Below are 22,926 nucleotides of genomic sequence, written 5' to 3'. Positions count from 1 at the left end.
GATCCTTCGAAGTCACGGACGGCCTGCCAGTACGCGTCCACGCAGTTCCTCCAGCTCGCGCCGCATGGCACGCGGCCCGACGAGCATCAGGGCATGCACTGCGCTCACTTCCCGGGCGGTTGCCCAGATGCCCGTGGCGAGGGTCTGGAACGGGAGGACCTCGATCGAGTGAACCTGAAATGCGGCAGGGTTCAGGTACCGCATGCCTCCTGTCCCGCACAGGTAGGTCCGCGCGCCGGTCAGCCACGCGAGGTCTGCCAGCCGCTGCGATCGCTCGCCACGCGCGAGCAGATCGCTGCTGTGCAGGATCCGCCCCCGCCAGCCGACCTCATCCAGCAGCAGGCGCGCGGACGCCTCCGTCACGTCCACCAGCCGATCCGTGCTCTCGAAGGTGGCCAGCACGGGTTCGAGCCGCTTCTTGAACGCCGGCCAGTGGGCGCTGTGCCGGTAATGGTCGGCGAGAAGCTGGGCAACGCGGCGGCGGCAGCGTGCAGAATCGGCCAGACGTGCTCCGCGGATAGAGGTGGCGCGGCCATGAGGCAGGTGGGTGGCGATGGAGAGCCAATGCGTCTTCCTCAAACCATCGAGCGAGGCAACACGCGTGCGGTGCTGATAGTCGCGTCGGGCGAACTGCACGTCGTCCAGGACGATCCAGTAGTCGGCCGTGAACAGCTTGGCCAGCGTCGAGAGCCGGGGGAAGAGGTTGGGCTGGTGGATGGCGCACACCTCGCCGTCCGGTGATTCAGGACGTGAGGAGCCTGCTGTCGAATCCGGCGCGGACAAGAGATTGGTAGGCGTCATGGACCTCTCCCGGGACGGGCTGCTCGATGGCGTAGCCAAGCTTGGGATACTGGATCACGCGCTGCAGGTCTCCAACGAGCATGTCGATGACCAGCTTCGGATCACCGATCGAGCTGACGTAGTCGTTCAGCTCAAGCGGCTCGGAGGCGCACAGCACGTCGACCTCGGGCCATACCTTCCGTGCTGTGGCGTATGCCCGGCGCTCCATGTACGGCTTAGAGATCAGGAGTACCGAACCAGGCTCGATGCCTGCGTCGGCCAGCACCTGATGTGACAGTGCGATGTTCTGGCCGGTGTTGGTGGCGTTCGGCTCCAGCAGGATCGTCTCGTCGGGCATGCCGAGTTCCAGCGCGTGCTCGCGGTAGTGAACAGCCTCGCCGCGTGGGAAACGGGCAGCCGTGGTACGGCTGGTGGCGCCGGAGAAGACAAGCAGCGGGAACCACCCGGCACGGTACAGGTCGACGGCCGCGCGTGCTACGCCCAGGTCGTGGCTGCCCAGCCCGATGGCCACATCGCACCGGCGCAGGTCATGGTGCATCTGGTGGTAATCCCAGATGATGCGGGCGTACCGCCACTGCTCGTCGGTGATGGCCTGCTGCTTGACGCTCACTCGGCTGCTCCCTGATCGCCGTGGCAGAGGGAGCCGCTCGTTCTCCCTCTGGATGGTCTGCTGGATACCCTCGATACTGCTCAGTTGGTGCGCGAGCCCGTGCTGCGCGGCCTCGCGTGCGGCACGGTCGAGGATCATCAGCCCATCATCCACGGTGGCCCGGTCCGAAAGCAGGATGTGCCCGTAAGCCGTCTCCAGCCGGACCCGTTGCATGGGCGCGTCGGTGACCGCAGTGGCACGGGCGAGATCGATGAGGCGTAGGGCCTCCGAAAGATTCCCGGCGCCACGGTGGGCCAGGGCGAGCTTCTGGTGCGCGACGGACCAGTCCTCGGGTTCCCCGAGGCTCTCGAACTCGCGGATGGCCGTCGTCATCAGCCGGGCGGCATAGTCGTTCCTGTCGTTCTTGCTCAATGCGGTCCCGACCCACAGGCGGGCTCGCGTCCGGTCGCGCGGCGAGAGCCGGTCGTCCACCGCAAGCGCCTCATACTCCTTGGCGGCCTCGTCCAACCCACCCGACATCTCTGTGACCACCGCCAGTGACAGGTCCAGCTGAGCGATACGGCGAGGGATGTCGAGCTGGCCGTAGATCGAGCGCGCGTTGAGATAGGAACGGCGAGCGGACAGAGGACCGGCGACTGCGCCCTGGTCACGCTGGAGGTCACCCAGCAGCGTCGTCGACCGTGCGAACAGGTACAGGCCCTTGTCGTCCAGAGCGTGTGGGTCGTAGCGGGCGAGCCATCGGTTCAGCAGGTCGGCAGCGTAGTTGAAGCTCTGTCGGCTGAGCGCGACGACGACCCGGTCGAGGTCGTCCGTCCACGTCTCGTAGTCCCATGCGCGTGGTCCCACGCGGGTGACTCGTAGCCCTTGATCGGCGTCTTGGCCCAGCTCCAGGAGCAGGGTCTCGAATCGCAGGTGGGTGGCCGAGTCTGCGCGTGCCAGCGCGGTGTCCAGGATGGCCTGGGTGTCGGGGCGTGGCCGGGTGGCAGAGCCCAGTTGATCCCACTTGGCCACGGTGCGGGGAGCGACGCCGAGGTGCTGGGCGAACACGCGCACGCTCATCCGTAGAGCAAGACGTAGTGCATGCGCTTCGAGGCCGCTCCACTCGTGCACGGTCGTCACGTCGTTGCTCCCTTCCACGGCCATGGAAGCACGCAGAGGTACCAAGGGACTACGGAAGTGCAACGGAAGTGCGACAGCGGGTCGTATCCAGCCGGGCTTGGGCTGTCCATGCTCGAAGAGCAGGCCATCACCCCCACCATCAAAAGGGACGGCTACCGTGTCGACACTCACCGAGCAGCATCCAGTGGACGGCCCCATCGTCTACGGGTACCTGCGGCCGCGCCGCTCGACACCTGAGCGTTACGCCGCTCTCACGGTGACGCTGGCCCAATACTGCGACCAGCATGAACTGCAGCTCTGCGACATCTTCAAGGATCGCGAAGGCAAGCCCGGTGACGACTCGGCGTTCACGGGACTGCTGGACGTCCTCACCTTGTCCAGCGCTTATGGAGTGGTCCTGCCGACCGCCGGCCATCTGGGCGAGAAGCATCTCGCTGCCCGACGTAGAGAACAGATAGGCGCCATTGGAGTGCGCCTGTTCCTCGTTCGCGGCGCCTTTCGCCGGGCGACTGCTGCAGCGCCACGTCCGCGCTCATGTGCTGTGCCGTTGCCGGACCGGCTGCCGCTGTCCGCACGATAACCACCTACCTGGCGGCCTGGCCGAGCCCGCCCTGCATCCTTTCCGATGTTCCATCCGGAGATCAACATGACCTTGGCCAACGAGAGCGACGCCCTCGCTGATCAGCTGGGGAGGGGGTACGTGGAGAGCCTCCAGCGTCGCCTTCCCGACTGGTGGCTGATGTACTCGCCCTACGGCCGCTCCCTCGTCGCCTTCTACAGAGGCCCATGTGCCCAGGGCGGTATCAGAGTCGAGGCTGAGCACCCAGAGGAGTTGCTGCGCCTCATGGGCGACGCGATCCAGGCGCAGTGGAAGACCCAGCCGGGTCTCACCCGCGACATATCCACTGACGCTTGCCGAGAATCGCCTTCCGGCCCACAAAAGGGAACGGCCAGATGATCAGACAGGGCGTGGGCTGTCAGAGGTCCCCGTCCGCAGCCCGACACCCGCTGACGGAGCCCGTTCGCGGGTTACCGCTCGATCGCCCGCACCACCCATGCGCCGAATCGAGCACGGAGACAGCAGATGACACAGCCTGCCCGCCACGAGAGGCGAGCTGACGTCCACACGGCCGACACGTTCGAGTGGACGCCGTACGTCGCCCACGGCGGCACTCTCCGGATCGCCTACACCTCATGCTGCGGCCGGTTCGAGTTGGCGTCCGAGGGCGGCCAGTACTTCGTCCTCCGCCAAGCCGAGGAGGGCAGCTATGAGGAGGCCAGACGCGGCCTCTACCGCCAGGCCCTCGATGTCTACCTCGCGCTCGCCGCAGCACACCATTTCGACCATCTGCGCCGCCGAGAAGGGCTAGAACCTGACGACTTCCTCGGCGCGGCTGCTCCAGGCCGAGCAGACCAGCAGCCAGCATCGACCGGTTGCCCATCACGACCAAGAGGAGGGGACCCCGCCTGTGACGACCGACAACGACGGCCAGAACGCCGCCCCGCTGCGTGACGCCATGACTACCGCCGTAGCGGCCCGATGCGAAGAGTGGGGATTCCCGCTCCCCGCGCCGGTCGAGGCCGCGATCCGTAAGGTCCCCAGGCACCTCTTCGCCCCCGAGGTGACGCCGGAGGCGGCGTACGCGCTGGACATCGTCGAAGTCAAACGCAGCCAACACGGCGCACTGATCTCCACCATGTCCGCTCCCGACATCCAGGCCATGCAGCTCGTGCAGGCCGACATCGGTCAGGGGATGCGCGTGCTGGAGGTCGGCTCAGGTGGTTACTTCGCATCCCTGCTTTCAGAATTGGTCGGCCCGGCCGGTCAGGTCACGACCATGGACATCGACGCCGACGTGACGAGCCGGGCCCGCGCCTGCCTGGACGCCGCCGGGTATCCGCAGGTGCAGGTCGTCACGGCCGACGCCGAACACGGTTGGAAGGACAACGCCCCCTACGACCGGATCATGGTCACTGTGGGCGCGTGGGACATCCCTCCGGCCTGGCGCGAGCAGCTTGCCAAGAGCGGCAGAATCGTCGTCCCGCTGAGGTTGAAGGGCATCACCCGCTCTCTGGCTCTCGAACGCATCAATGATCACCTGGTCAGCCTTTCGCAGGGGGTCTGCGGCTTCGTCAAGATGCAGGGCGCGGGCGCCCACGACGAGCACGTTCGGCTCCTGAACGGTGACAAGGTCGGGCTGCGGTTCGATGACGGCAACCTTGCCGAACCGCGCACACTGGACGGCGTTCTCGCCAGCCGGCCCGCAGCGGCCTGGTCCGGGGTGACCGTGACTCGTGCCGAGCCGTTCCCCGACCTGCCCCTGTGGATGGCGACGGCGCTGCCCGGCTTCTGCAATATGACCGTGAACACCCCTGGTGGCGAAGACCCCGGCATCGTCTCCGAAGCGGGAGGCCGCTGGTTCCCCTTCGCGACAGCGCAGGACGACTCGTTCGCCTACCTGTCCATCCGGCCGACAGCCGGGGAGGGAATCGTCGAGTTCGGCGCACACGGCTATGGCCCACACGGCCGCGAAGTCGCCCGAGCCATCGTGGAGCAAGTCCAGGTCTGGGACCGCGACTACCGCGGCGGGCCCGGCCCGAGCTTCGCGGTCTGGCCAGTCGATGCCCCGGCCGACGTGCCGCCCGCGGGCGGGGTCATCACGAAGCAGCACACTCGCATCACGATCTCCTGGCCGGATGCGGGCACGCCTCCGCACCGCCAGGTGGCATCACCCATCCCGTCACAGTGAGGAGAAAGGCCCATGCCCAGCTCCACGGCGACCGCTCATGACCCCGCCACCGACAACGCTGACGACCCGTTCCAGCTCGACATCACCTTCATCGAGAACACCCCGGCCACCGAAACAGTGCTGATGTGCAGCACAGGCGACAACTGCGGGAGCTCCTGCCCGAGCGCCTGCACCACCTCGTAGTCCAGGTCAGCCCGGCGGCGAGGGCCAGAGGAACCGAGCCTTCAGGCCCTCGCCCTCCTATCAGAACGGAGTGTGGGTGATGACGCGCTCACGGCACAGCCTGTATCGAGGTGCCGGCCAGGGGATGCTGCGCGCCGCGGCGAACCTCACCGGACCGAACCTGCCGCCCTGGCCTGGACCCGCAGCGCCGCTCGAACGCTGGCGTTCGTGGCTGGCCGCGGTGTGGGCTGATGACGCCTTTCAACAGGCGGTGTCCGGCGCCAGCCCGGACCTGGCCCGCCGGGTCCAGGCGATCCTCGACGGGCACTCTCCGAAGGTACGCCGGGTGCGCCGGGCGGCGTTGGCCACCGCCCGGTACGCGATCAGGTACGCGCGCCGCTCGACGCCTTACGGCCTGTTCGCGGGGGTCGCACTGACCGAGTTCGGCGGCGTAGGCGAGGTCCACTTCGGGGAGCGGCACCGGGCTGCCACCCGGCCGGACCCAGTAGCTCTGGACGCGACGATCAGCGACTGGGAGGCGAACGCCGAGCGGATGGCCGACGTCGACGTATGTCTCAACAACCTGGCACGTCGACGGGGCGGGCGCGTCTACGTTCCCTCCGAGGGCGCCTCGGAGTTCTCCCTCGCGGTCACGCCCGCAGTCGCGCTGGTGCTGGACGCGGCCCGATCACCGATCCAGTACTCAGCCCTTGCGGACAAGCTCACCGCCGAATTTCCTGACACGGACGAGCGCCGCCGGGCTGGGCTGCTGGTGGAGCTTCTGCGGGTGCGGCTGCTGCGGTCGTCGCTGCGCGCGCCGGCCACCGTCGTCGATCCAGCCGACCCTCTGCCGACCGCTCTGCGGGAGATCCAGAACAGAGCGGCGGCACCGGACCTGCGGCTGGACGCGACAGTGCGGCTCCCGCACACGGTAGTGACAGAGGCGGAAACCGCAGCGACGGTCCTGACCCGGCTCGCCATGTATCCAGCCGGGACCTCGGCATGGCGCCGCTACGCAGAACAATTCGCCGACCGCTACGGCGAGGGCGCCGAGGTGCCGCTGGAGCTGGTGACCGATCCCGACAAGGGCTTGGGCTTTCCCCAGGGATTCGGCCAGGTCTTCGAGCCACCCCGGCCCATGACCCGACGAGACAGGCTCCTTCTTGAGATGGCCGGCACCGCGGCTGTCGAGGGCAGCCGATCGGTGGTCCTGTCCGCCGCGATGATCGAGCGGCTGGAGGCTGCCGCGGGCAAGGGTACGGTCGTCCCGCCCCATCTCGAACTGTGCGTGCAGGTCCAGGCCGACTCAACGCAGGCACTGGAGCGCGGGGACTTCCGTCTTCGGCTGTCCACCGTCTCCCGGGCGGCCGGCTCGATGACGGGCCGCTTCTGGCATCTGTTCCCCCAGACCGGCGCGGCGTGCGCCGGCCTTCCCACGGTCGAGCCCGACGCAGAGCTGGTCCAGCTGTCCTTCCACGCCGGCCGCGTCCAGGCCGACCTGCTCACCCGTGCCCCGCAGGTGCTCCCCCGGCTGGTCAGCGTCGGGGAGTTCCGGCACCGCGGAGAGGGAGTGCTGTTCCCGTCCGATCTGGCTGTCGGCATCCTCGATGGCCGCCTCTATCTGGCCGAGGCCGCCACAGGGAAGCATCTGGAGTTGCTTGCACCGACCGCGATCAACTTCCTATGGAACAACTACACCCCTCCTTTGGCCCGGTTCCTCGCCGAGATCAGCCGGGCCGGAGCTCCGCAGGTGACGTGGTTCGACTGGGGCGCGGCATGGGCCCTTCCGTTCACTCCGGCGTTGCACTACCGGCGCTCGATCCTGGTGTCCGCACGATGGAAGCTGCAGGCTCGGGAACTGCCCTGCCGTACCGCGACGCTGGAGGAGTGGGCCGGACAACTGCACGCCTGGATGGACCGGTTCGGCGTGCCGGATCGTGTGCTCCTGGCCGAGGACGACCAGCAGCTTTCCCTCGATCTACGCCAGGACATGCACTTGGACCTCCTGCGCACCCACCTTGTCGCCAGTCCGACCGGTGTCGCTGTCCTGCAGGAGGCACCGCCGCCGCATGCCGATGGCTGGATCGGCGGCCGGGCCCACAGTCTCGTCATCCCCCTGCAGGCACGCTCATGAAGGCGACGGCGACCGTACCCAGGACGCAGGATCTGTCCGAGGGGGCGCTCGGGGTGGCGCTGCTACACATCGAGCGGGGTGACGTCGCATCCGCTCGAATGCAGCTTGAGCAGGCGGTCGCGGGCGGCGTCAGCGCTGGAGGCAACGCGTCGCTGTTCCACGGCGCCCCTGCGCTGGAGTTCGTGCTCGGCCGTGCCGGTCTCGCCGATCGGGCCGTGCAGGACGCGGTCGACCGTGTGGTGGTCGCCCGACTGGCCGCGGCGCATCGGCGGCAGGCTTCCGGGGCTCTTCCGCATCTTGCGGAGTTTGACCTCATCCGGGGGTTGACCGGGCTGGGCGCGCTGCTGTTGGCGCGTGATGGCGACTCACCTCTCCTGAAGGAGGTGCTGGCCTACCTGGTCTCCCTCTGCCAGCCGGTCCGCGTGGAAGGCCGGAAGCTACCGGGCTGGTGGTCGGACCGTGGGCCCGCTGACGAGGAGCTGATCGGCGGACACGGCAACAACGGCGTCGCGCACGGCATCGCCGGCCCTTTGGCAGTGCTGTCCCTCGCCGTCCGGTGCGGTGTTCCAGTGCCGGGCCAGCATGACGCCATCGAGGTGTGCGTGCGCTGGCTGGACCGGTACGGATGCTGCTACTGGACCACTCGCGACCAGCTGTCTACCCCTGAGCCGCCGAAGCCGCATGTCGCGCGACCGTCATGGTGCTACGGCGAGCTCGGCATCGCTCGCGCCCAGCAACTGGCAGGGATCGCCCTGGGCGATCCGGCCCGCCGACTCGCGGCAGAGAACGCCGTTGTGGGTGCCCTCACCGATCGGACCCGCCTTGGTCAGGTCACCGATGCCTCACTCTGCCATGGCTGGGCCGGCCTGCTGACCGTTGCCCACGCCGTCGCCTCCGACAGCGCCGCTCCGGGCCGATACTCGCCGCTCATCGAAGAGCTGAACAAGAGCCTGACTATTGACCTGGATCGGCTGTCCAAGCCGGGATTCATGGAAGGACGGGCGGGCGCGCAACTGGCGCTGGACGGCACGAACACCACGGGCTGGACCAGAGCGCTCCTGATCACCTGAACCTGCCCCTCTCGCGATCCGATCACCCACTGTCAAGGAGCGTCCCAACCATGGTCGTCGACGACGAGGACCTTCCGATCACCGCCGAGAAGGGTTGGTGGCATGCCAGCGTGTCGTTCCCAGGCGATGCCGGAGTGAGTCCGGAGGCTGCCCAGGCGCTGTCGTCCGCACTCCACGACCAGCGGTTCCACTTCCTGCGAAAGGCTGCGGGGCTGCGGTTGCGCACCGAACGCTCCGTGGCAGACCTGCTGGACGGACTCGTCGCCGACCAGTTGGCCAGCGGCTGGGTCGGCGGCATTTACGAGCCGGAGATCGAAGCGTTCGGCGGCCCAGAAGGCATGAATGTCGCCCACGACGTGTTCTGCGCGGACAGCCGTGCCGCACTGGCCGAAACGGGCGATCGCGGTGCCCGGGAACGCTGTGTGCTGCTGATCTCGACCATGAACCGGGCCGCCGGCCTCGATCCGTTCGAGATCGGCGACGTCTGGGCGAAGCTCGGCTCCCTACGGCCACCCGTCATCCCGCCCACCGGCGCCGCGCGTGATGGTGCCGTTACGGCGATGCGGCGCCTGATGAACGCCGACGCCGCCCAACGACAGGACGCCGAGCCCGGCTGGACCGAGCGCGTCGCCGCATTCCACGAGGCCGGACGCCAGCTGAGGCAACTGGCTACCGATGGGCGGCTGACACGCGGCCTGCGCGCTGTTCTAGCCCACCACGCGATCTTCGCCTTCAACCGCGCAGGAGTATCCGCCGACGAGCAGGCCGCAACCGCATGGCTGGGGTTCCAAGTCGCCTTCGCCAGCAGGGAGAACGCCCACGTGTCTACCCGCCCGTCCACGTCCCCGGTATTCAACGTCACTCGAATGGAGACCACCTTGACCCCTGCCACCGACTCCGCCGACCTGCGCGAAGCGCTCGTGACTCATCTCATCGACGGTGGCCACCTGCGCACGCCCGAAACCATCGCCGCCTTCCGGAACACCGAACGCGACCGGTTCCTCCCCGGTGTCGACCCTCAGACCGCGTACGTCGACGACGCCGTGCCCATCAAGCACGACGAGACAGGCGAAATGATCTCCTGCATCTCCGCGCCCTCGATTGTCGCCACCCAGTTGGAGCAGCTGGGTGCCAGGCCCAGCCACAAGGTCCTGGAAGCCGGGGCCGCCACCGGCTACAACGCACGCCTGCTCGGAGAACTCGTTGCCCCCGGCGGCCACGTGTGGACCGTGGACGTCGACCAAGATCTCGTCGACCACGCCGCGAAGAACCTGGCGCAGACCGGCGCCTCGAACGTGTCTGTGGTGCTGGGTGACGGCGCCGCAGGGCTCCCCGAACACGCCCCCTTCGACCGGATCCAGTTCACCGTCGGAACCGGCGACATCCCCGAGCGGGTCCTTGAGCAACTCGCCCTCGACGGACGTCTGGTCATCCCGATGCGAATCCGCGGCAGCATCTCGCGATCCTTCGCCTTCGAACGCGATGGCCAAACCTGGAAGACCGTCTCGTGCGAGATGGCGACGTTCGTACCCCTGCGCAAAGGGATCTGCGACGATATCTACACCCTCGTGCCCATGGCCGGTGAGGGCAACGTCCGCCTGGAGACCTTCAGTGAGCAGAACGTTGACCGCGACGCTCTCCGTACCGTTCTGGACCAGCCGCAGGTCAAGGTCTACTCGGGCGTTAAGTTCCGCCAGGGAGACCCCTGGCAGTGGTTGTACCTGTACCTGGCGTGCGTGCTTCCGAACGGTCTGTCTCGCATGCCCGGGTCCCGCCCCGGATTCACCCCGCACTTCGGCTGGGGTTCCATGGCCGCGCTCGACGGTGACACCCTGGCCTACCTGACCGTGCGCGAAGGCGAGGACGAGCAGGGCAGGTTCTGGGAGATCGGCGTCATCGGCCACGGCCCGCACGCCGCCGAGCTCGCCGACCAGGTCTCCACCGAGATCGGTGAGTGGGACCGCGACTGGGGCAACAACGCCCCGGAGCCCAGCTTCCGCATGGCTGTAGGCGAGGCCCGCGACCAACTGGCGGCCGCCGATTCGCGCTTCGTCATCGACAAGACCTACAGCCGACTCGTTGTCGACTGGCCGCGTAGGAGCTGAGCCGATGATCCCCGCGATAGCCGACCGTATCCCATTGGTCCGCCGACCCAAGGCACCTGGGCTCCCCCTGGCCGAACGCATCACCCAACTGACCGAGTTGACCGTCGCGCCCGCTGGTGCGAGCCACCGCGATCTGGTGACCCGCGCCAGCGGGGTCCTCAACTACGCCGCGTTGATCGCCTCCGACGTCGGGATGCCCGACTTGGCCGTGCAGTTGTGCTGGAGGCAGCACCAGATCTTCGCCGAAGCCGGCAACCTCACAGGGGACATCGCCGTGATGGCACTCATGCCGCTGGTGAACATTGCCCGGCAGCTGATCCGCGAAGGCGACGGCGCAGGCGCCTACGACCTGCTCAGGCGGCTGTACCACGCTGCCCAGCGGCGCGGTACAGCCGAAATCCGCAACCACAACGTCGATCTGTCGGTGTTGATCGGCACAGATGCGGACCACCGAAAGGTTTGCAAGGAGCTGTGGGTCGCCGTGCTTATCGACGGTGCCAGGGCCCTGGCGAGGGTCGGCCGCTGGACCGAAGCTGCCGAAACCATGGCCGCGCACCGCGGCGTCGGCAATCGTCTCCTCGACGGCCGCCAAATCCTGATCATGTCCCTGATGGAACGCGGCCTCGACCGGGAGGCTCGCGCAACGATCGAGTCCACCGCTCCTGCAGAACCGTGGGAGGACGCCATCGCGGCTCTCCTGCGCGTCTACTGCTGGCCAGTGACGTCACCGGTGCCACAGCCTGAGCTGGAGCTTGCGCTGCAGGAGGCACTCGTGCTGATGACCCCGCCTGACCCCGCTACCGCCGCGTTCCAGACCCGAGTCGGTCTGACCGCGCTCGACCTGGCCTATGACCGAACCAGCCCGTACATTCTCCTTCTGCAGGAGGCCATCGTCGACGTGGCCACCCTCGACGCCTACGCCGCTCGCGATGTCCTGAACCATCGCTTGGTGCGTTCACGTCTGACCGGTGGGCAACGACAGAGTCTCGACGAGCTTCTACTCGCGTCAGGGCTCGGTGCCGGGAGACTCTCATCTGTCCACATGCAGGCTCTCACCGCGGCCGTGGACAAGGGCGAAGTGGCACTCCGCGAGCTTCTATGAGCCGGTCGCCAAATTCTTCGCGGCTCAATCCCACCACCGATGTCCTCCTAACGAGGGGCATCGAGACATTCCCTGCCAGCCAGACCCCGGACTGGCCGTCACTCCGGCTCCGGCGTTCGCAGTCGGCAAGAAGTCTGGCGAGGCCGGCAGGCCAGGTTGGCAAACCCGGATGGCGTAGACGGTCACGGGTCCGACCTGATCACGTCGAAGTGAGGAGTTCCCGAACGCGCTCTGTCGCAGCATGATCAGCGCCATAGATGCGCTCAAGATCGGATAGCAGCGCCGCGAGGGTGCGTCGCGCCCGATCCAAGAAGCGCGCGCTTAGCTCCAGCTCGCCGATCTGGCGTCGGAGTTCCAGCGCTTGCGGGTCATCCTCCGCTGGGACGTCGGCCACCAGCGCCGTCATGAGATGCAGTGCCAGATCAGTGTCCCCGAGGTGAGCGTGGCAGGTGGCCTCCTGGAGCCGGTAGTGGAAGGCCTGGCCTGGCTCTCTGGATGCCGCCAGCTCGCGATATCCCTGGGCAGCTCGATAGTAATCACCTGCCGCCATATATGCCTCGGCCAAGTGTTCCCGCAGTCCAGGCGCGTCGGGCGTACGGGCAAGGGCATCCTCCAGCATCGACGTCGCTTCGCTGTACCGGGACTCCCGAATCAGCGTCTGCGCTTCGCGGCGAGCACGCCGTGCATCACCCTGACTGAAATCATCCCGGACTCCCCCCGATTTCGTCGCTGACATCGACGGGCCTGTGATGGTGGTTCGGCTCAGCGCGCGGGCGTACAGGAGCAAGGGACTCGCGAGGTGATCCGTCATGTCACCCAGCGGTTCGGTTCCGGAAAGGTACGGCGTGAGCCGCTCGTACACCTCGCGAACGCTGGCTGGCCTGTCGGCCGGGTCCTTCTCCACCATCGCCATCAGCAGCTCATCCAGCCCACGTGGGATGTCTGGCCGGTGCCGTCCGGCCGGCATCGGGGACGTGGTGATGTGCTGCGTCTTCACGCTGTGATCATTGGGACCGGTGAACAGCGGATGGCGGGTTGCCGCTTCGTAGAGTACGCACCCCAAGGCATAGATGTCGGCATGCACGGTGCCCCGCTTGCCTTCGACCTGCTCGGGAGACATGTATGCGGCAGTGCCAAGCTGCTGCCCGGTCTGGGTGAGCGTGGTCATGTCCGCGTCATGCATGAACGCCAAGCCGAAGTCCAGAACCCGGATCGAGCCGTCTCGGCAGAGCATGAGATTGGACGGTTTCAGATCCCGGTGCAGGATGTCTTGCTCATGAGCGGCCTCGAGGACGGTCGCGATCTGGGCGCCGATGGACGCCACCCAGCCGATGGAGAGCGGCGCGTGTTCGGCAATGACGTCATGCAGGCCGTTCCCTTCGATGAACTGCATGATCATGTAGTGGCTGCCGTTATCCGTCCCGAAGTCGTACAGCGCGGGAACGCCCGGGTGAGCCAAGCTGGAAAGCGCCTTGGCTTCCCGGGCGAACCTCTGATGCAGCTCCGCGTCCGGCAGAAGGACGAACTTGATCGCCACTCGCCGGGCGAGCACGATGTCGTCGGCTCCCCACACCTCGCCCATCCCGCCACGACCGAGTCGATACTGGTCAAGCCGATAACGACCGAGAAAGTGGGACACCATGCCTCCCGGGGTCACTCCGGGATCAGACTCCCGTCGAGAAGCCCGTCAATCCCGGCAAGGACAAGATTATCGCTGATCTCCCGCAACGCTCTGGCCGTGTCCTCAAGCGCGAGAAGCTGAGCGAACGACTTTCCGTACCGGCGTTGTTCCTCGATCGACAGCCTGAGAAGTGACGCCCGCCGTGGGTCTCTCCTGGCAGCCGAGCCATGACGGCTCCCCGTGGCACCTTCGACACGTAGACAACCAGCCAGGAAATAGGGGTCGAGACGCTCCGGATCCATTCGGAAAAGTAGCAGCTGCGATCCGAGTACGGCGCCTGCTTCGGTCATCACCCGTGGCAATGCGCCACTGGAAAGGAGCAGGGAGGCGATCACATCGCCCTCCTCAATACGGACAAGTCCTGGAGCATCGTGGGTGCGGCCAGTGGGTTCTCGGTTGAGCAGGAGGTCCTTCGCCGTGAGTACGGGAAGGTCACCGTCTTTCGGGAGTTTGAGCGGACCTTGCATGATGGTGACGACTCCTGCCCGGGCCAGCTCGCCGAGGTTGGTCATGGCAAGATCTCGGCGAGGTTCTGCCGCGATCCGAGGAAGCCTGAGTTGCTTCACCACTGATGACAGGCGATCACTCATCGCAAGGTACCCGGAGGTGGGTTCCTGCGTAACTACTCGATGGCTCGTCGTCAGATCGACCTCTTCATCGAGAAGGTCGATGATCCGCACCACCCGGCTGTTCTCCGGCAGCTCTGCGTTCTCGTAGTAGGCCCGCCATGCCGCCTCGGCCATGGTTAGGTCCTCGCCCGCGTCGACCATCAACACGTCCGACGGCGGTTCCTCTCCCTCGGCAGGTTTGCGGAACACCCACAGGTCGGGCGGCCCGCTGGAGGCGGGAGCAGCGCCGGGAAAAAGGCTGATGATGGCTCGCAATGTTCCGGCCCTCAGCAGATTTCCTCGTATTCGCCGGCCAGGACGGCGATTGGCAGCCACACTCGGCATCATGATCACAACGAGCCCGCCCGGCCTCACATGCGCCAGGCAGTGTTGCACCCAGGCGAGTTCGGACTCACCGCGTGGTGGCAATCCGAATTCCCAACGTGGATCGCTGGTCAGCTCCTCGTATCCCCAGCCGCGCTCGTTGAACGGCGGATTGCACACCACGGCGTCGAACTGAACGCCGGCAAAGGCATCGACGCGTAGTGAGTCACCGGCTTCGACCTGCGCCTCATAGCCATGAAGCCGAAGCCGGACGCTGGTCAATCTTGCGGCGTTCTCATTCAGCTCCTGGCCCGCTACCTGGCTGCCACGAGTTGCCAGCAATATCGTGCCGATTCCACAGGCCGGATCGAGAACCGTGCCGCCCTCCGTCCCACCGATCGCGGTCATCAGCCTTGCCACTGCCGGCGGAGTGGCCAGCAGGCGACGGGAATGGAGATCGACGTAACGTTCGCAGATCCCGTCGAACGCGGCGACCACGCCCTCCGCCTGCCCGATTTCGCGAGCCTCCCTGGCCAGAGGTTCGTCAAGCTCGGCGCTCTCCCCCAGCAGAACCGCACCGACCTCAGCCACTACCTCACCTAGACGCAGGTCGTCAGTGCTGCTGCGCAATCGCTGCCAGAACCGTTCCAGCGGTGACACTTCGACATAACGATCATGATCACGGAGCCACTGCTCCACCTCACTCAGCGAGAAGGCAGGACTTGAGGCAGTGCCACCCACAGGCTGGGGAAAGTCGTCGAACCGCTTGCGCCAGTTGCTCACCGCGGCGCGACCGACGTCGGCCATCCGTGCGATGTCAACGGCATTGACCAGGACGTCGTCTTGCATCAGAGCCCCTCCTCCGGCAACCAAAGCTCATTTCCGGCACGGCGGAGCCGCTCGCGATAATCCTCATGCCCTGGCAGCGCCCGCTCTACGGTGCTCCAGAACTCGGGTCCGTGATCAGGTCTCTGAATATGCGAAAGCTCGTGAACAAGCACGTAGTCAATCAGGCTCGGAGGCAACTGCATGGTGGCCCAGTGGATGTTGACGTGCCCGTCCCGCGAACATGATCCCCATCTGTAACCGAGCGGTCGGACGCGCAATCCGCTCACCTCGACACCGAGCCGGGTCGCCCAGGGACGCACTCGTTTCGACAGCCAGGGGTGACCGACGCGGCGATACCAACCGACAAGCTCCTTGGCGCTGCCTCCTCTGGGCAACTCCAGACGACCCCGGATGAGCCGTACCTCGCCGGCGTCCACAAGGCGCAAGCGATAGGAACGACCCAGATAGCGGAATCCCTCGCCGGTGACGAACTCTTTGGCGGGTGGGGCGTCGCCCAGCTCCCGCTTCTCCGCGAGCTTGCCGTACAGCCAGGGTCTCTTGGTCTCCACCACCTTGGTCAGCTCGGACTTCGACAGTTGGGGTGGGACGACCGCGGTAATCGAGGCGTCCCGCTCGACGGTCAGGCGCACGCTCTTGCGCCGATCGCTCACCGAGACGGCGACCTCCAGGTCGCCGACTCGCAGGACTCCCGGTATTTCACTCACGGTCACCAGCATGCCAGGGTCAGGCTTTGGGGATCGTCGCGTGGTTGTTCTTGACAGCGTCCCGGGCCTTGTCCGCCACCTTCTCCAGCTGATGGACATCGCCGAGGTCAGCGGTCACGAGGATCTCGAAGATCTCGTCGCGGAAGTCGGCGACGTCGGGACGCTTGTCCCAGAAGCCGTGCCGGTGGATGGTCCGGCCGGCCAGCCGGATGATCTCCCGGGTGGCCTTGACGAACCGCTGGTCTTCCAGGTCCGCGTCGGAGGTGGCCAGTTCCTGAAGCAGGACGCCGTAGAGGGCGAATTCGGCGGGGCTGAACTCGTGGGGGTTGTCCCGCCGGTCCTCCACCACGTCGGCCATCAGGTCCTTGAACGCCAGCAGCTGGGCGTCCCAGTCATCCTTGAGCTCGGTCAGGATCTGTTCCAGTCGCTCGCTCAGCAACTGGTAGCGGGCTGGGTCCTGGCCGGCGTTGACGGTGATGTGATGCCGGATGGCGTTCTCCATCTCCGACGCCTTGGCCCGTGAGCCGCCGGTCATCGCCTCGACCTGTTCGGCGAAGTTCGTCGCGGTCAGTGCGATGGGCGGCAGCTGCTGCTCGATGCCGAGCGAGGTGATGTGCTGGTCGATGAGCAGCTTGATCTTTTGTCCGTACGCCCCCGGGTCGAACTCACCGCCGTCGATCCGGTAGCGGCGGTTCGCAGTGAACCTGATGACGGCGAAGTGCTTGGCGTCGGCCAGGTACGGGGTAGCCGCCGGGTCGGGCAGGACGGTGTTGACTGTCCGGGAGAACCGGGCCAGCTCGACGCCGAACCGGTCACGCAGTTGCGGATCCGCCAGCTCCTGCACGCAGCCTTCGACGTCGGTGTAGTCGCGGAACATCATCCGAAGCCGCTGCCGGCGCGGCTCCAGCTTTCCGATCTCCGTCTTCAGGTCGCGCAGCGCGCCCGAGACGTCGAGGCTCTCGTCCGTCTCGAATTCCTCGTCGGCGTAGATACGCAGCGCCTCTACCAGGTTCTGGGCCACGCCGCGGTAGTCCACTACGTACCCGAAGGGCTTGTTGCCGGCCGTACGGTTCACTCGCGCCACAGCCTGGAGCAGGTCGTGCATCTCCAGCTTCCGGTCGAGGTACATCACCTGCTCGATCGGCGCGTCGAACCCCGTGAGCAGCATCGACTTGACGATGACGAAGGCGATGTCGTTCTCCCCGAACGGCCGGGTGAAGCCCTCGATCCGGGTCTTCTGCTTGGCCTCGTCGGTCCACTCGGCGTAGCGGTCCTCGTGTTCGGTGTCTCCCTTGGAGATCACCGGCACGAAGTCCATCCGCTTCAACAGTTCGAGCTGCTTGTGGGCCTTCACGAGCTGGGCCTGACGCGGCTTCAGCTCCTCGATGGCCCGGGTGAGCAGGTGCGGCGGGAGCTTCTCGATGTCCCGGACCAGCTCGTCGCGGGCCTCCATGAGCGCTTCCCGATACCGTACGGTCGTCTCCCGGTCGTAAGCGACCACCTGCGCCTTGAAGCCCTCGGGCAGCACCTTGTCCACGTAGTGCCGGAGCATGTGCTTGGCTTTGACGTCTACCAGCTTCCGCGCCGCCGACACGTTGCCCTTGGTGGCCCAGCGGGCCTGCAGCTGCAGGCGTTCCTCGTCGGTCAGCTCCTCGAACTCCTCCTCGAAGAGCTCGTCCATGTCCTGGCCGTTCTGCAGCGCACCCTTGACCTTGATGCCTTCGTAGAGGATCGGCACGATCACGCCGTCCTCCTCGGCTTCCCGGAGGCGGTAGGTGTCGATGAACGGTCCGAACAGCTCCACGCTGGTCTTCCGCTGTCCCCGCTTCTTCATGATGGGGGTGCCTGTGAAGCCGATCCGGGCGGCGTTCGGCATGGCCTGGCGGAGGTTGGCGCCAAGTGCGGCGGTGTGCGAGCGGTGCACCTCGTCGATCAGTACGACGATCGACTCGTCGGTGTTGATCTCACCCAGTTCCATGCGGTCCTTGAGCTGACCGCCCTGGTTCTTCTGGATCATCACGAAGACCAGCCCAGGGCCCTTGCGTCCGAGCAAGGTCTTGGCCCGTGCTGTGTTCTTGGCGACGTCCACCTTCTCGTTGCTCAGCGCCATCGTCTCGGTGAGCTGGTCCTGCAACTGGGTGCGGTCGGTGACCACCACGACCTTGTAGTGCGCCAGCCCGTCCAGCGACCGCAGCCGCCGTACCAGGAAGGTCATGGTGAGGCTCTTGCCCGATCCCTGGGTGTGCCAGATGATGCCACCGCGGTGCCCCGGCTCGCCCGACATCAGCCGCTCGACCGCACGCTCGACCGCCCGGAACTGCTGGTACCGAGGGGCGACCTTGATGGTGACACCCTCGTCGGTGGTCATGAAGGTGACGAAGTTGTGCAGGATGTTCAGCAGGTTGTCCGGCTCCAGCACGCCGGCGACCAGGACCTCCTGCTTTCTTAGCTGCTCTTCTTCCTTGCCCAGCCGATCGGCGAGCTGCTTCTTCGTCATCGGGTACGGGTCACGCCACGGCAAGTAGTGTTCAAGCTTCGCGGTTAACGTGCCGAGCCTGGCGTCCTCTCCGCTTGTCGCGACCGTCAGCTGCACCGGCCGGAACAGCCCAGTACGGCTGTCGCGGTAGCGACGAAGCTGGGTCACGGCCTTGTCCAGATTGCTCTCGGTGGTCTTCTTGCACTCGATAACGACCAGGGGGATGCCGTTCACGAAGAGCACGACGTCCGGGACGATCTGCTTGTGGCCGCCAGTGCCCGGGATATCCACCCGGAACTGGTTGATCGCCGTGAACTCGTTGTTGCCCGGACGGTTCTTCCAGTCGATGTAGTGCACGGTCCGGGATTTGCCGGTCGCCGGGTCTTCGACCGGGATTCCGTTGATCAGCAGGTCGGTGACCTGCTTGTTGGCTTCCAGCAGGTTGGTCGTGGGGATCCGAGTGATGGCGTTGACCGCCTGACTCATCTTGCGCTCGTCCAGCCAGGTGCCATTGATGCGCTCAATGGCGTCACGCAGCCTGTCTTCGAGAATCGTTTCGTCGAAACTGCCCCGGTCCGACAGCCTCGGATAGAGCGGAATCACCGCCCCATGCTCGGCTCCCGCCCGATGTTCCCAGCCCATGTCCTTGAGCTGTTCGATGAGCGGCTTCTCGACGAGCAAGTATTCGTAGTCGGTCACCGTCCGACTCCCCTCGCTAACTCCGCAAGTAACGTCATCACCAGCAATCACCCAAACACGAGAACAACTTACTGTCGCCCCTCCGAGTTACAGGTCTTCCAGTACGGATTCCGCCGTCTCGACCCGCACTCGACCGGTCAACAGGTCTTCCGCAAGCCCTTGTTCGAGAAGTGCGAGCTTGTCGCGCTCCCGTTTGCGAAGTTCGATGCCCTCCTGGCTCGTATTTACGATTTTCAGGATCCGGTCCTGTTCGGCGAGCGATGGAATCGCTACAGGCAGGCGCTGAACTTCCGATCCGCTGATCTTCCCCATGCTCTCAGAGGTTCCTTGAGCAATCGCTTGGATTCGACGGCGGATGTCGTCGCTACGGAGGTGCAGCTCCAGATATTCCGTACGGCATGTCGGAAGTGGAGTGAGCTTCATCATGAGGTCTGGATAAATGCACGGCATGCCAACATCTCGGTACACGCCAGCGAGTCCAACCAGCTCCCTGGTGTTGGCTCTGCTCATCAATAGGTCACCGTCGTTGACCATCGCTGAGGCGTTGCGCCCATCTCGCGCCGGCACGTTTTTAAGCTGCCGGGGCTGAAACCCTTCATGCGTGAGGCAACCTAGGCCCAATGCCACGAGGCCAGTCCACTCGTCGACTTCCTTCGGAGAGTAGCCATTCTTTGGTGGCCGAGTCAGATGTGAGCTCAACGGCATCGTCTCGGCTTCCGCTGACCTCATCAGGCTTTCACTCAGTCCATGGTGGCTAGAACGAAGGTTGCCGATCACCACTTCGATGGCAGAGATCTGCTGGTGGAGGGCGTCGAGAATGTCCGCGATTCGGCGCTGCTCAGCTAGTGGCGGGACATCAAATTTTATTGATGCGAAGGCTGGGTATCGCAAGTTCCAGGTGTCACTAACCAAGCCCTGCGACAGACGATAGAAATTAGAGATCGATTTCGGCGACTTGAACAGATATGCGAGGAACCGTGTTTCCACTTCCCCGATTGGCTCGCAGACCGTGTAAGCAGGACTGACGATCCCTTGAAAGTTGGATCTGCCAGAAACCCCCTGCCACATACGCATCGTATTGTAGACGATGTCATTTTGCTGAACACGCCAATAACTGCTTTTATCGTCGTTGGAGCTGTCCCTCCTACCAACTTCCTCTTGTCGAATAACTCCGCGAGTTTGAGTGACCGAGAGAAGCAATTCTTTTCCAGTGGCCCGCTCCTTGCGGCGCCTGAGCAGCGTTCGCAAGGGCAGTCGCGTCCAGCCTGGGGAAAGATCGTACGAGTCACACATAGCCAAGCTCCTTGAGATAGGAGTCGAGGCGGGCAGCAGCCGCCTCACGCTGAGCCTCAAGGTCACGGAGGGTAACCGCATATTTGTCGGCCCAAGCACGGAACGCGCTCTCGAAAAGCCGGCAGGCGGCGACCTTACGGGAATCCAAGCGGGACGAGATCTGTAGCCGGAGCACGTCGAGAACGAGGTTACGGCGGCCAGAGGCGTCCAGGGCGCCAGCGGCCATGCGGAGGCGGGGCAGGAAGTGGTCCTCCAGCGCGGTGACCTTCTTCCTGGCAGCGGCCGTGCGGGACTTGAGTGCCTTGAGTGCGGCCTCGGAGAGTTGGTCCTCGGCGGGCTCGTCGGTTTCCTCGTCGTCCTCCGAGGGCTTGGCGGTAGCGGCCTTGAGCTGGGCGTTCAATTCGGCATAGGCGGTCTCGGCCTCTTCGAGTTCGACCAGGTAGTCGGGGATCAGCGCAGGGACGACGCGATGGTCGCGGGCCTTGCGTTTCTCGGCGGCGATCTTCTGCTTGTCCCAGTACTCGACGTCCTCCTCGTCCAGCGCGAAGGCCGACTCGATGGTGGTGAGCCAGCCTTCCACCACGCCCTCGAATCCGTTCAGACCGAGTGTCTTGATGTCGTACTGGGCCTCGCCCCACCAGGCCGCCACGACGCCGGCCAGCTCGAACCGGTCGAGCATGTCCATAGGCATTAGCTCGGTTACGAAGGAGTCCAGCAGATCTGCGCGTACCTCCATCACCTTGCGCGTGCTGGGCAGTTCGACGAGGCGTTTGCTGTGGCGGCTCCACCACTCATCGAAAGCCTCGCGCAGCCGGGCGACGGCAGGCTCCGCGAGGGTGGGGAGGCGGGCGGCGGTGGCCTGCCAGCCCTCGGGGAGGAAGTCGAAGTAGTCGGCGTCGCGCTCGGCGAAGAGCGTCGTCGGGTCGATGCCGAAGGCCGTGAACAGCCCCGCCTTGGCCTCGACCTCGGACTTGGGTACACCGCCGTGCAGGTGAGCGCGTACGTCTTGGGGCTCGGGCGGAGGGGTGTTGTCGACGTAGCGGCGGATGTTGAGGTTGAAGTCGTTCTCGCCGAGCTCTTTGATGTCGACGACTCGCGCGAACCCGGGGATGTCCTCATATGCCTCGTACGCCGCGACGATCTTCTCGGCGTGTTGCGGATCGAGGTAGTTCTGGGCGCGGCCGGCGGTGAACTCGCGGTCGGCGTTGATGAAGAGCACCTTGCCGCGCCGCTCGGCCGGTCGCGGGTCGGTGCCGCGCAGGACGAGGACGCAGGCGGGGATGCCGGTGCCGTAGAAGAGGTTGGGGGCCAGGCCGATAACCGCCTCCAGGCGGTCGTCCTTGATGATGCCCTCCCGGATGTCCTTCTCCTTGCCGCCGCGGAACAGCACGCCGTGGGGCATGACGGTGGCTCCGATGCCGTCGGGGGTCAGCACCGCCAGGACGTGCTGGGCGAACATGAGGTCCGCCTTCTTCCCGGTCTCAGGCGCGTAGCCGTACTGGAAGCGTTCTTTGTGCTTCATGTCGGCCGAGGAGTAGTTGAGGGAGAAGGGCGGATTGGTGAGCACCCGGTCGAAGCGCATCAGCTCCCCGCCGACGAGGTGCCGGGGCTCGGCGAGGGTGTCGTCGTTTTCCAGCTGGGCGTTGAGCACGCCGTGGAGGATCATGTTCATCTTCGACACCGCCCAGGTGCCGCCGTTGTACTCCTGGCCGGCCAGGGTCAGGTCGCGCGAGTCGAGGCCGTGCTCATCGATGTACTCCTTGGTGTGGATGAGCATGCCGCCCGAGCCGGAGCAGGGGTCGTAGACGGCCATGCCCGGCCGGGGCTTGGCCAGGCGGACCATCATGCGGACGACGCCACGCGGTGTGTAGAACTCGCCGCCCTTCTTGCCGGCGGAGTCGGCGAACTGGGCGATCAGGTATTCGTAGGCCGCGCCGAGCAGGTCGGGGAACTCGAAGTCCTCGTTGCGGAGCCGTACGCGGTTGAAGTGGTCGATGAGCTGCTGCAGCCGCTTGTCGGGGATCGTGGACTGGCCGACCTTGCGGGTGAAGTCGATGTGCTCCAGGACGCCTTCGAGGGCGGCGACGTTCTCTTCCTCCAGGGCGCCGAGCGCCTTGTTGAGCATGTCGCCAACGTTCTTCTTGCGCGACTCGTTCCTGATGTGGCTCCAGCGGGCTTCCGGGGGCACGTAGAACTTGTCACCGCGGTAGAAGCCGCGCACCTCAGCCAGCTGCTCGGCTTCCTCGCGGCTCTTGCCCTCAGCCATCCGCTTCTCGATGACCTCGCTGCGGACCACATCGAACTGGTCGGAGGCCCGCTTCAGGAACAGCATCCCGAAGATGTACTCCTTGAACTCCGAGGCGTCCATCTTGCCGCGGAGGATGTCGGCCGCGCCGAACAGGTGCCGCTCAAGCTGCGGCAACGTCAACTTCGCCACGT

At 65.7% G+C, this 22,926-nt stretch carries 16 protein-coding genes; 8 read left to right on the top strand and 8 right to left on the bottom strand.

The genetic code is table 11. The annotated features are described in order from the left end of the window. Positions 1–12: 12 nt before the first annotated feature. Together ABGA98_RS44165 and ABGA98_RS44160 are read right to left on the bottom strand one after the other, a co-directional pair. Entirely contained in the window at positions 13–801 is a 789-nt protein-coding gene (locus ABGA98_RS44165; RefSeq protein WP_347624469.1) for a WbqC family protein, read from the bottom strand. Beyond that, positions 743–2,530 carry an ElyC/SanA/YdcF family protein gene (locus tag ABGA98_RS44160; protein ID WP_347624468.1) on the bottom strand — a complete coding sequence of 596 codons (1,788 nt, stop codon included), beginning with the start codon at positions 2,528–2,530 and terminating at the stop codon, positions 743–745. The genes ABGA98_RS44165 and ABGA98_RS44160 overlap by 59 nt, the downstream gene beginning before the upstream one ends. A 157-nt stretch (positions 2,531–2,687) precedes the next feature. On the opposite strand from ABGA98_RS44160, the gene ABGA98_RS44155 reads away from it, so the two are divergent. The 8 genes from ABGA98_RS44155 (at position 2,688) to ABGA98_RS44120 (ending at position 11,853) form a co-directional block, all read left to right on the top strand. After that, positions 2,688–3,110 (top strand): hypothetical protein, encoded by a 423-nt coding sequence (locus ABGA98_RS44155; protein ID WP_347624467.1) that lies wholly within the window; start codon positions 2,688–2,690, stop codon positions 3,108–3,110. 66 nt (positions 3,111–3,176) lie between these two features. Beyond that, positions 3,177–3,488, top strand: a complete 312-nt coding sequence (locus ABGA98_RS44150) for a hypothetical protein (RefSeq protein WP_347624466.1) — start codon at positions 3,177–3,179, stop codon at positions 3,486–3,488. Between the two features lie 559 nt (positions 3,489–4,047). Then, positions 4,048–5,280, top strand: a complete 1,233-nt coding sequence (fxlM, locus tag ABGA98_RS44145; RefSeq protein WP_347624480.1) for a methyltransferase, FxLD system — start codon at positions 4,048–4,050, stop codon at positions 5,278–5,280. 12 nt (positions 5,281–5,292) lie between these two features. Then, entirely contained in the window at positions 5,293–5,463 is a 171-nt protein-coding gene (locus tag ABGA98_RS44140) for an FxLD family lanthipeptide (protein WP_132340572.1), read from the top strand. Between the two features lie 79 nt (positions 5,464–5,542). Then, positions 5,543–7,576: a lantibiotic dehydratase family protein gene (locus tag ABGA98_RS44135; protein WP_347624465.1), complete on the top strand. Its 2,034-nt coding sequence runs from the start codon at positions 5,543–5,545 to the stop codon at positions 7,574–7,576. Next, positions 7,573–8,646 (top strand): lanthionine synthetase C family protein, encoded by a 1,074-nt coding sequence (locus tag ABGA98_RS44130; RefSeq protein WP_347624464.1) that lies wholly within the window; start codon positions 7,573–7,575, stop codon positions 8,644–8,646. Before ABGA98_RS44135 ends, ABGA98_RS44130 begins: the two co-directional genes overlap by 4 nt. A 50-nt stretch (positions 8,647–8,696) precedes the next feature. Next, on the top strand, positions 8,697–10,751 hold the full coding sequence (gene fxlM, locus ABGA98_RS44125) for a methyltransferase, FxLD system (RefSeq protein WP_347624463.1): 2,055 nt from the start codon (positions 8,697–8,699) through the stop codon (positions 10,749–10,751). 4 nt (positions 10,752–10,755) lie between these two features. Beyond that, a complete protein-coding gene (locus ABGA98_RS44120; protein WP_347624462.1) occupies positions 10,756–11,853 on the top strand; it encodes a hypothetical protein in 1,098 nt (365 codons plus the stop codon). Between the two features lie 199 nt (positions 11,854–12,052). Here ABGA98_RS44120 and ABGA98_RS44115 read toward each other — a convergent pair whose 3' ends face one another. The 6 genes from ABGA98_RS44115 to ABGA98_RS44090 form a co-directional block, all read right to left on the bottom strand. After that, positions 12,053–13,492: a protein kinase gene (locus ABGA98_RS44115; RefSeq protein WP_347624461.1), complete on the bottom strand. Its 1,440-nt coding sequence runs from the start codon at positions 13,490–13,492 to the stop codon at positions 12,053–12,055. A gap of 14 nt (positions 13,493–13,506) precedes the next feature. After that, on the bottom strand, positions 13,507–15,315 hold the full coding sequence (locus ABGA98_RS44110) for an N-6 DNA methylase (protein ID WP_347624460.1): 1,809 nt from the start codon (positions 15,313–15,315) through the stop codon (positions 13,507–13,509). After that, positions 15,315–16,019 carry a SprT family zinc-dependent metalloprotease gene (locus ABGA98_RS44105; protein WP_347624459.1) on the bottom strand — a complete coding sequence of 235 codons (705 nt, stop codon included), beginning with the start codon at positions 16,017–16,019 and terminating at the stop codon, positions 15,315–15,317. Before ABGA98_RS44105 ends, ABGA98_RS44110 begins: the two co-directional genes overlap by 1 nt. Positions 16,020–16,038: 19 nt before the next feature. After that, positions 16,039–19,194, bottom strand: a complete 3,156-nt coding sequence (locus ABGA98_RS44100; protein WP_347624458.1) for an HsdR family type I site-specific deoxyribonuclease — start codon at positions 19,192–19,194, stop codon at positions 16,039–16,041. A gap of 87 nt (positions 19,195–19,281) precedes the next feature. After that, complete coding sequence (locus ABGA98_RS44095; RefSeq protein ID WP_347624457.1) at positions 19,282–20,487, bottom strand: restriction endonuclease subunit S; 1,206 nt, start codon at positions 20,485–20,487, stop codon at positions 19,282–19,284. After that, positions 20,480–22,924: a class I SAM-dependent DNA methyltransferase gene (locus ABGA98_RS44090; RefSeq protein ID WP_347624456.1), complete on the bottom strand. Its 2,445-nt coding sequence runs from the start codon at positions 22,922–22,924 to the stop codon at positions 20,480–20,482. The genes ABGA98_RS44095 and ABGA98_RS44090 overlap by 8 nt, the downstream gene beginning before the upstream one ends. Between the last annotated feature and the right edge of the window lie 2 nt (positions 22,925–22,926).

Origin of the sequence: Nonomuraea sp. B1E8 (assembly GCF_039871515.1) — a bacterium.
In the GTDB taxonomy this organism is placed as follows: Bacteria; Actinomycetota; Actinomycetes; order Streptosporangiales; family Streptosporangiaceae; genus Nonomuraea.
The sequence above is the reverse complement of the archived record's forward strand: the minus strand, read 5'-3'. Positions and strand labels throughout refer to the sequence as shown.

Coding starts and splice junctions, on each gene's coding strand:
- ABGA98_RS44165 (WP_347624469.1), bottom strand. CDS start 801: ATGACGCCTACCAATCTCTTGTCCGCGCCGGATTCGACAGCAGGCTCC.
- ABGA98_RS44150 (WP_347624466.1), top strand. CDS start 3,177: ATGACCTTGGCCAACGAGAGCGACGCCCTCGCTGATCAGCTGGGGAGG.
- fxlM (WP_347624480.1), top strand. CDS start 4,048: ATGACTACCGCCGTAGCGGCCCGATGCGAAGAGTGGGGATTCCCGCTC.
- ABGA98_RS44140 (WP_132340572.1), top strand. CDS start 5,293: ATGCCCAGCTCCACGGCGACCGCTCATGACCCCGCCACCGACAACGCT.
- ABGA98_RS44135 (WP_347624465.1), top strand. CDS start 5,543: ATGACGCGCTCACGGCACAGCCTGTATCGAGGTGCCGGCCAGGGGATG.
- ABGA98_RS44130 (WP_347624464.1), top strand. CDS start 7,573: ATGAAGGCGACGGCGACCGTACCCAGGACGCAGGATCTGTCCGAGGGG.
- fxlM (WP_347624463.1), top strand. CDS start 8,697: ATGGTCGTCGACGACGAGGACCTTCCGATCACCGCCGAGAAGGGTTGG.
- ABGA98_RS44120 (WP_347624462.1), top strand. CDS start 10,756: ATGATCCCCGCGATAGCCGACCGTATCCCATTGGTCCGCCGACCCAAG.
- ABGA98_RS44110 (WP_347624460.1), bottom strand. CDS start 15,315: ATGCAAGACGACGTCCTGGTCAATGCCGTTGACATCGCACGGATGGCC.
- ABGA98_RS44095 (WP_347624457.1), bottom strand. CDS start 20,487: ATGTGTGACTCGTACGATCTTTCCCCAGGCTGGACGCGACTGCCCTTG.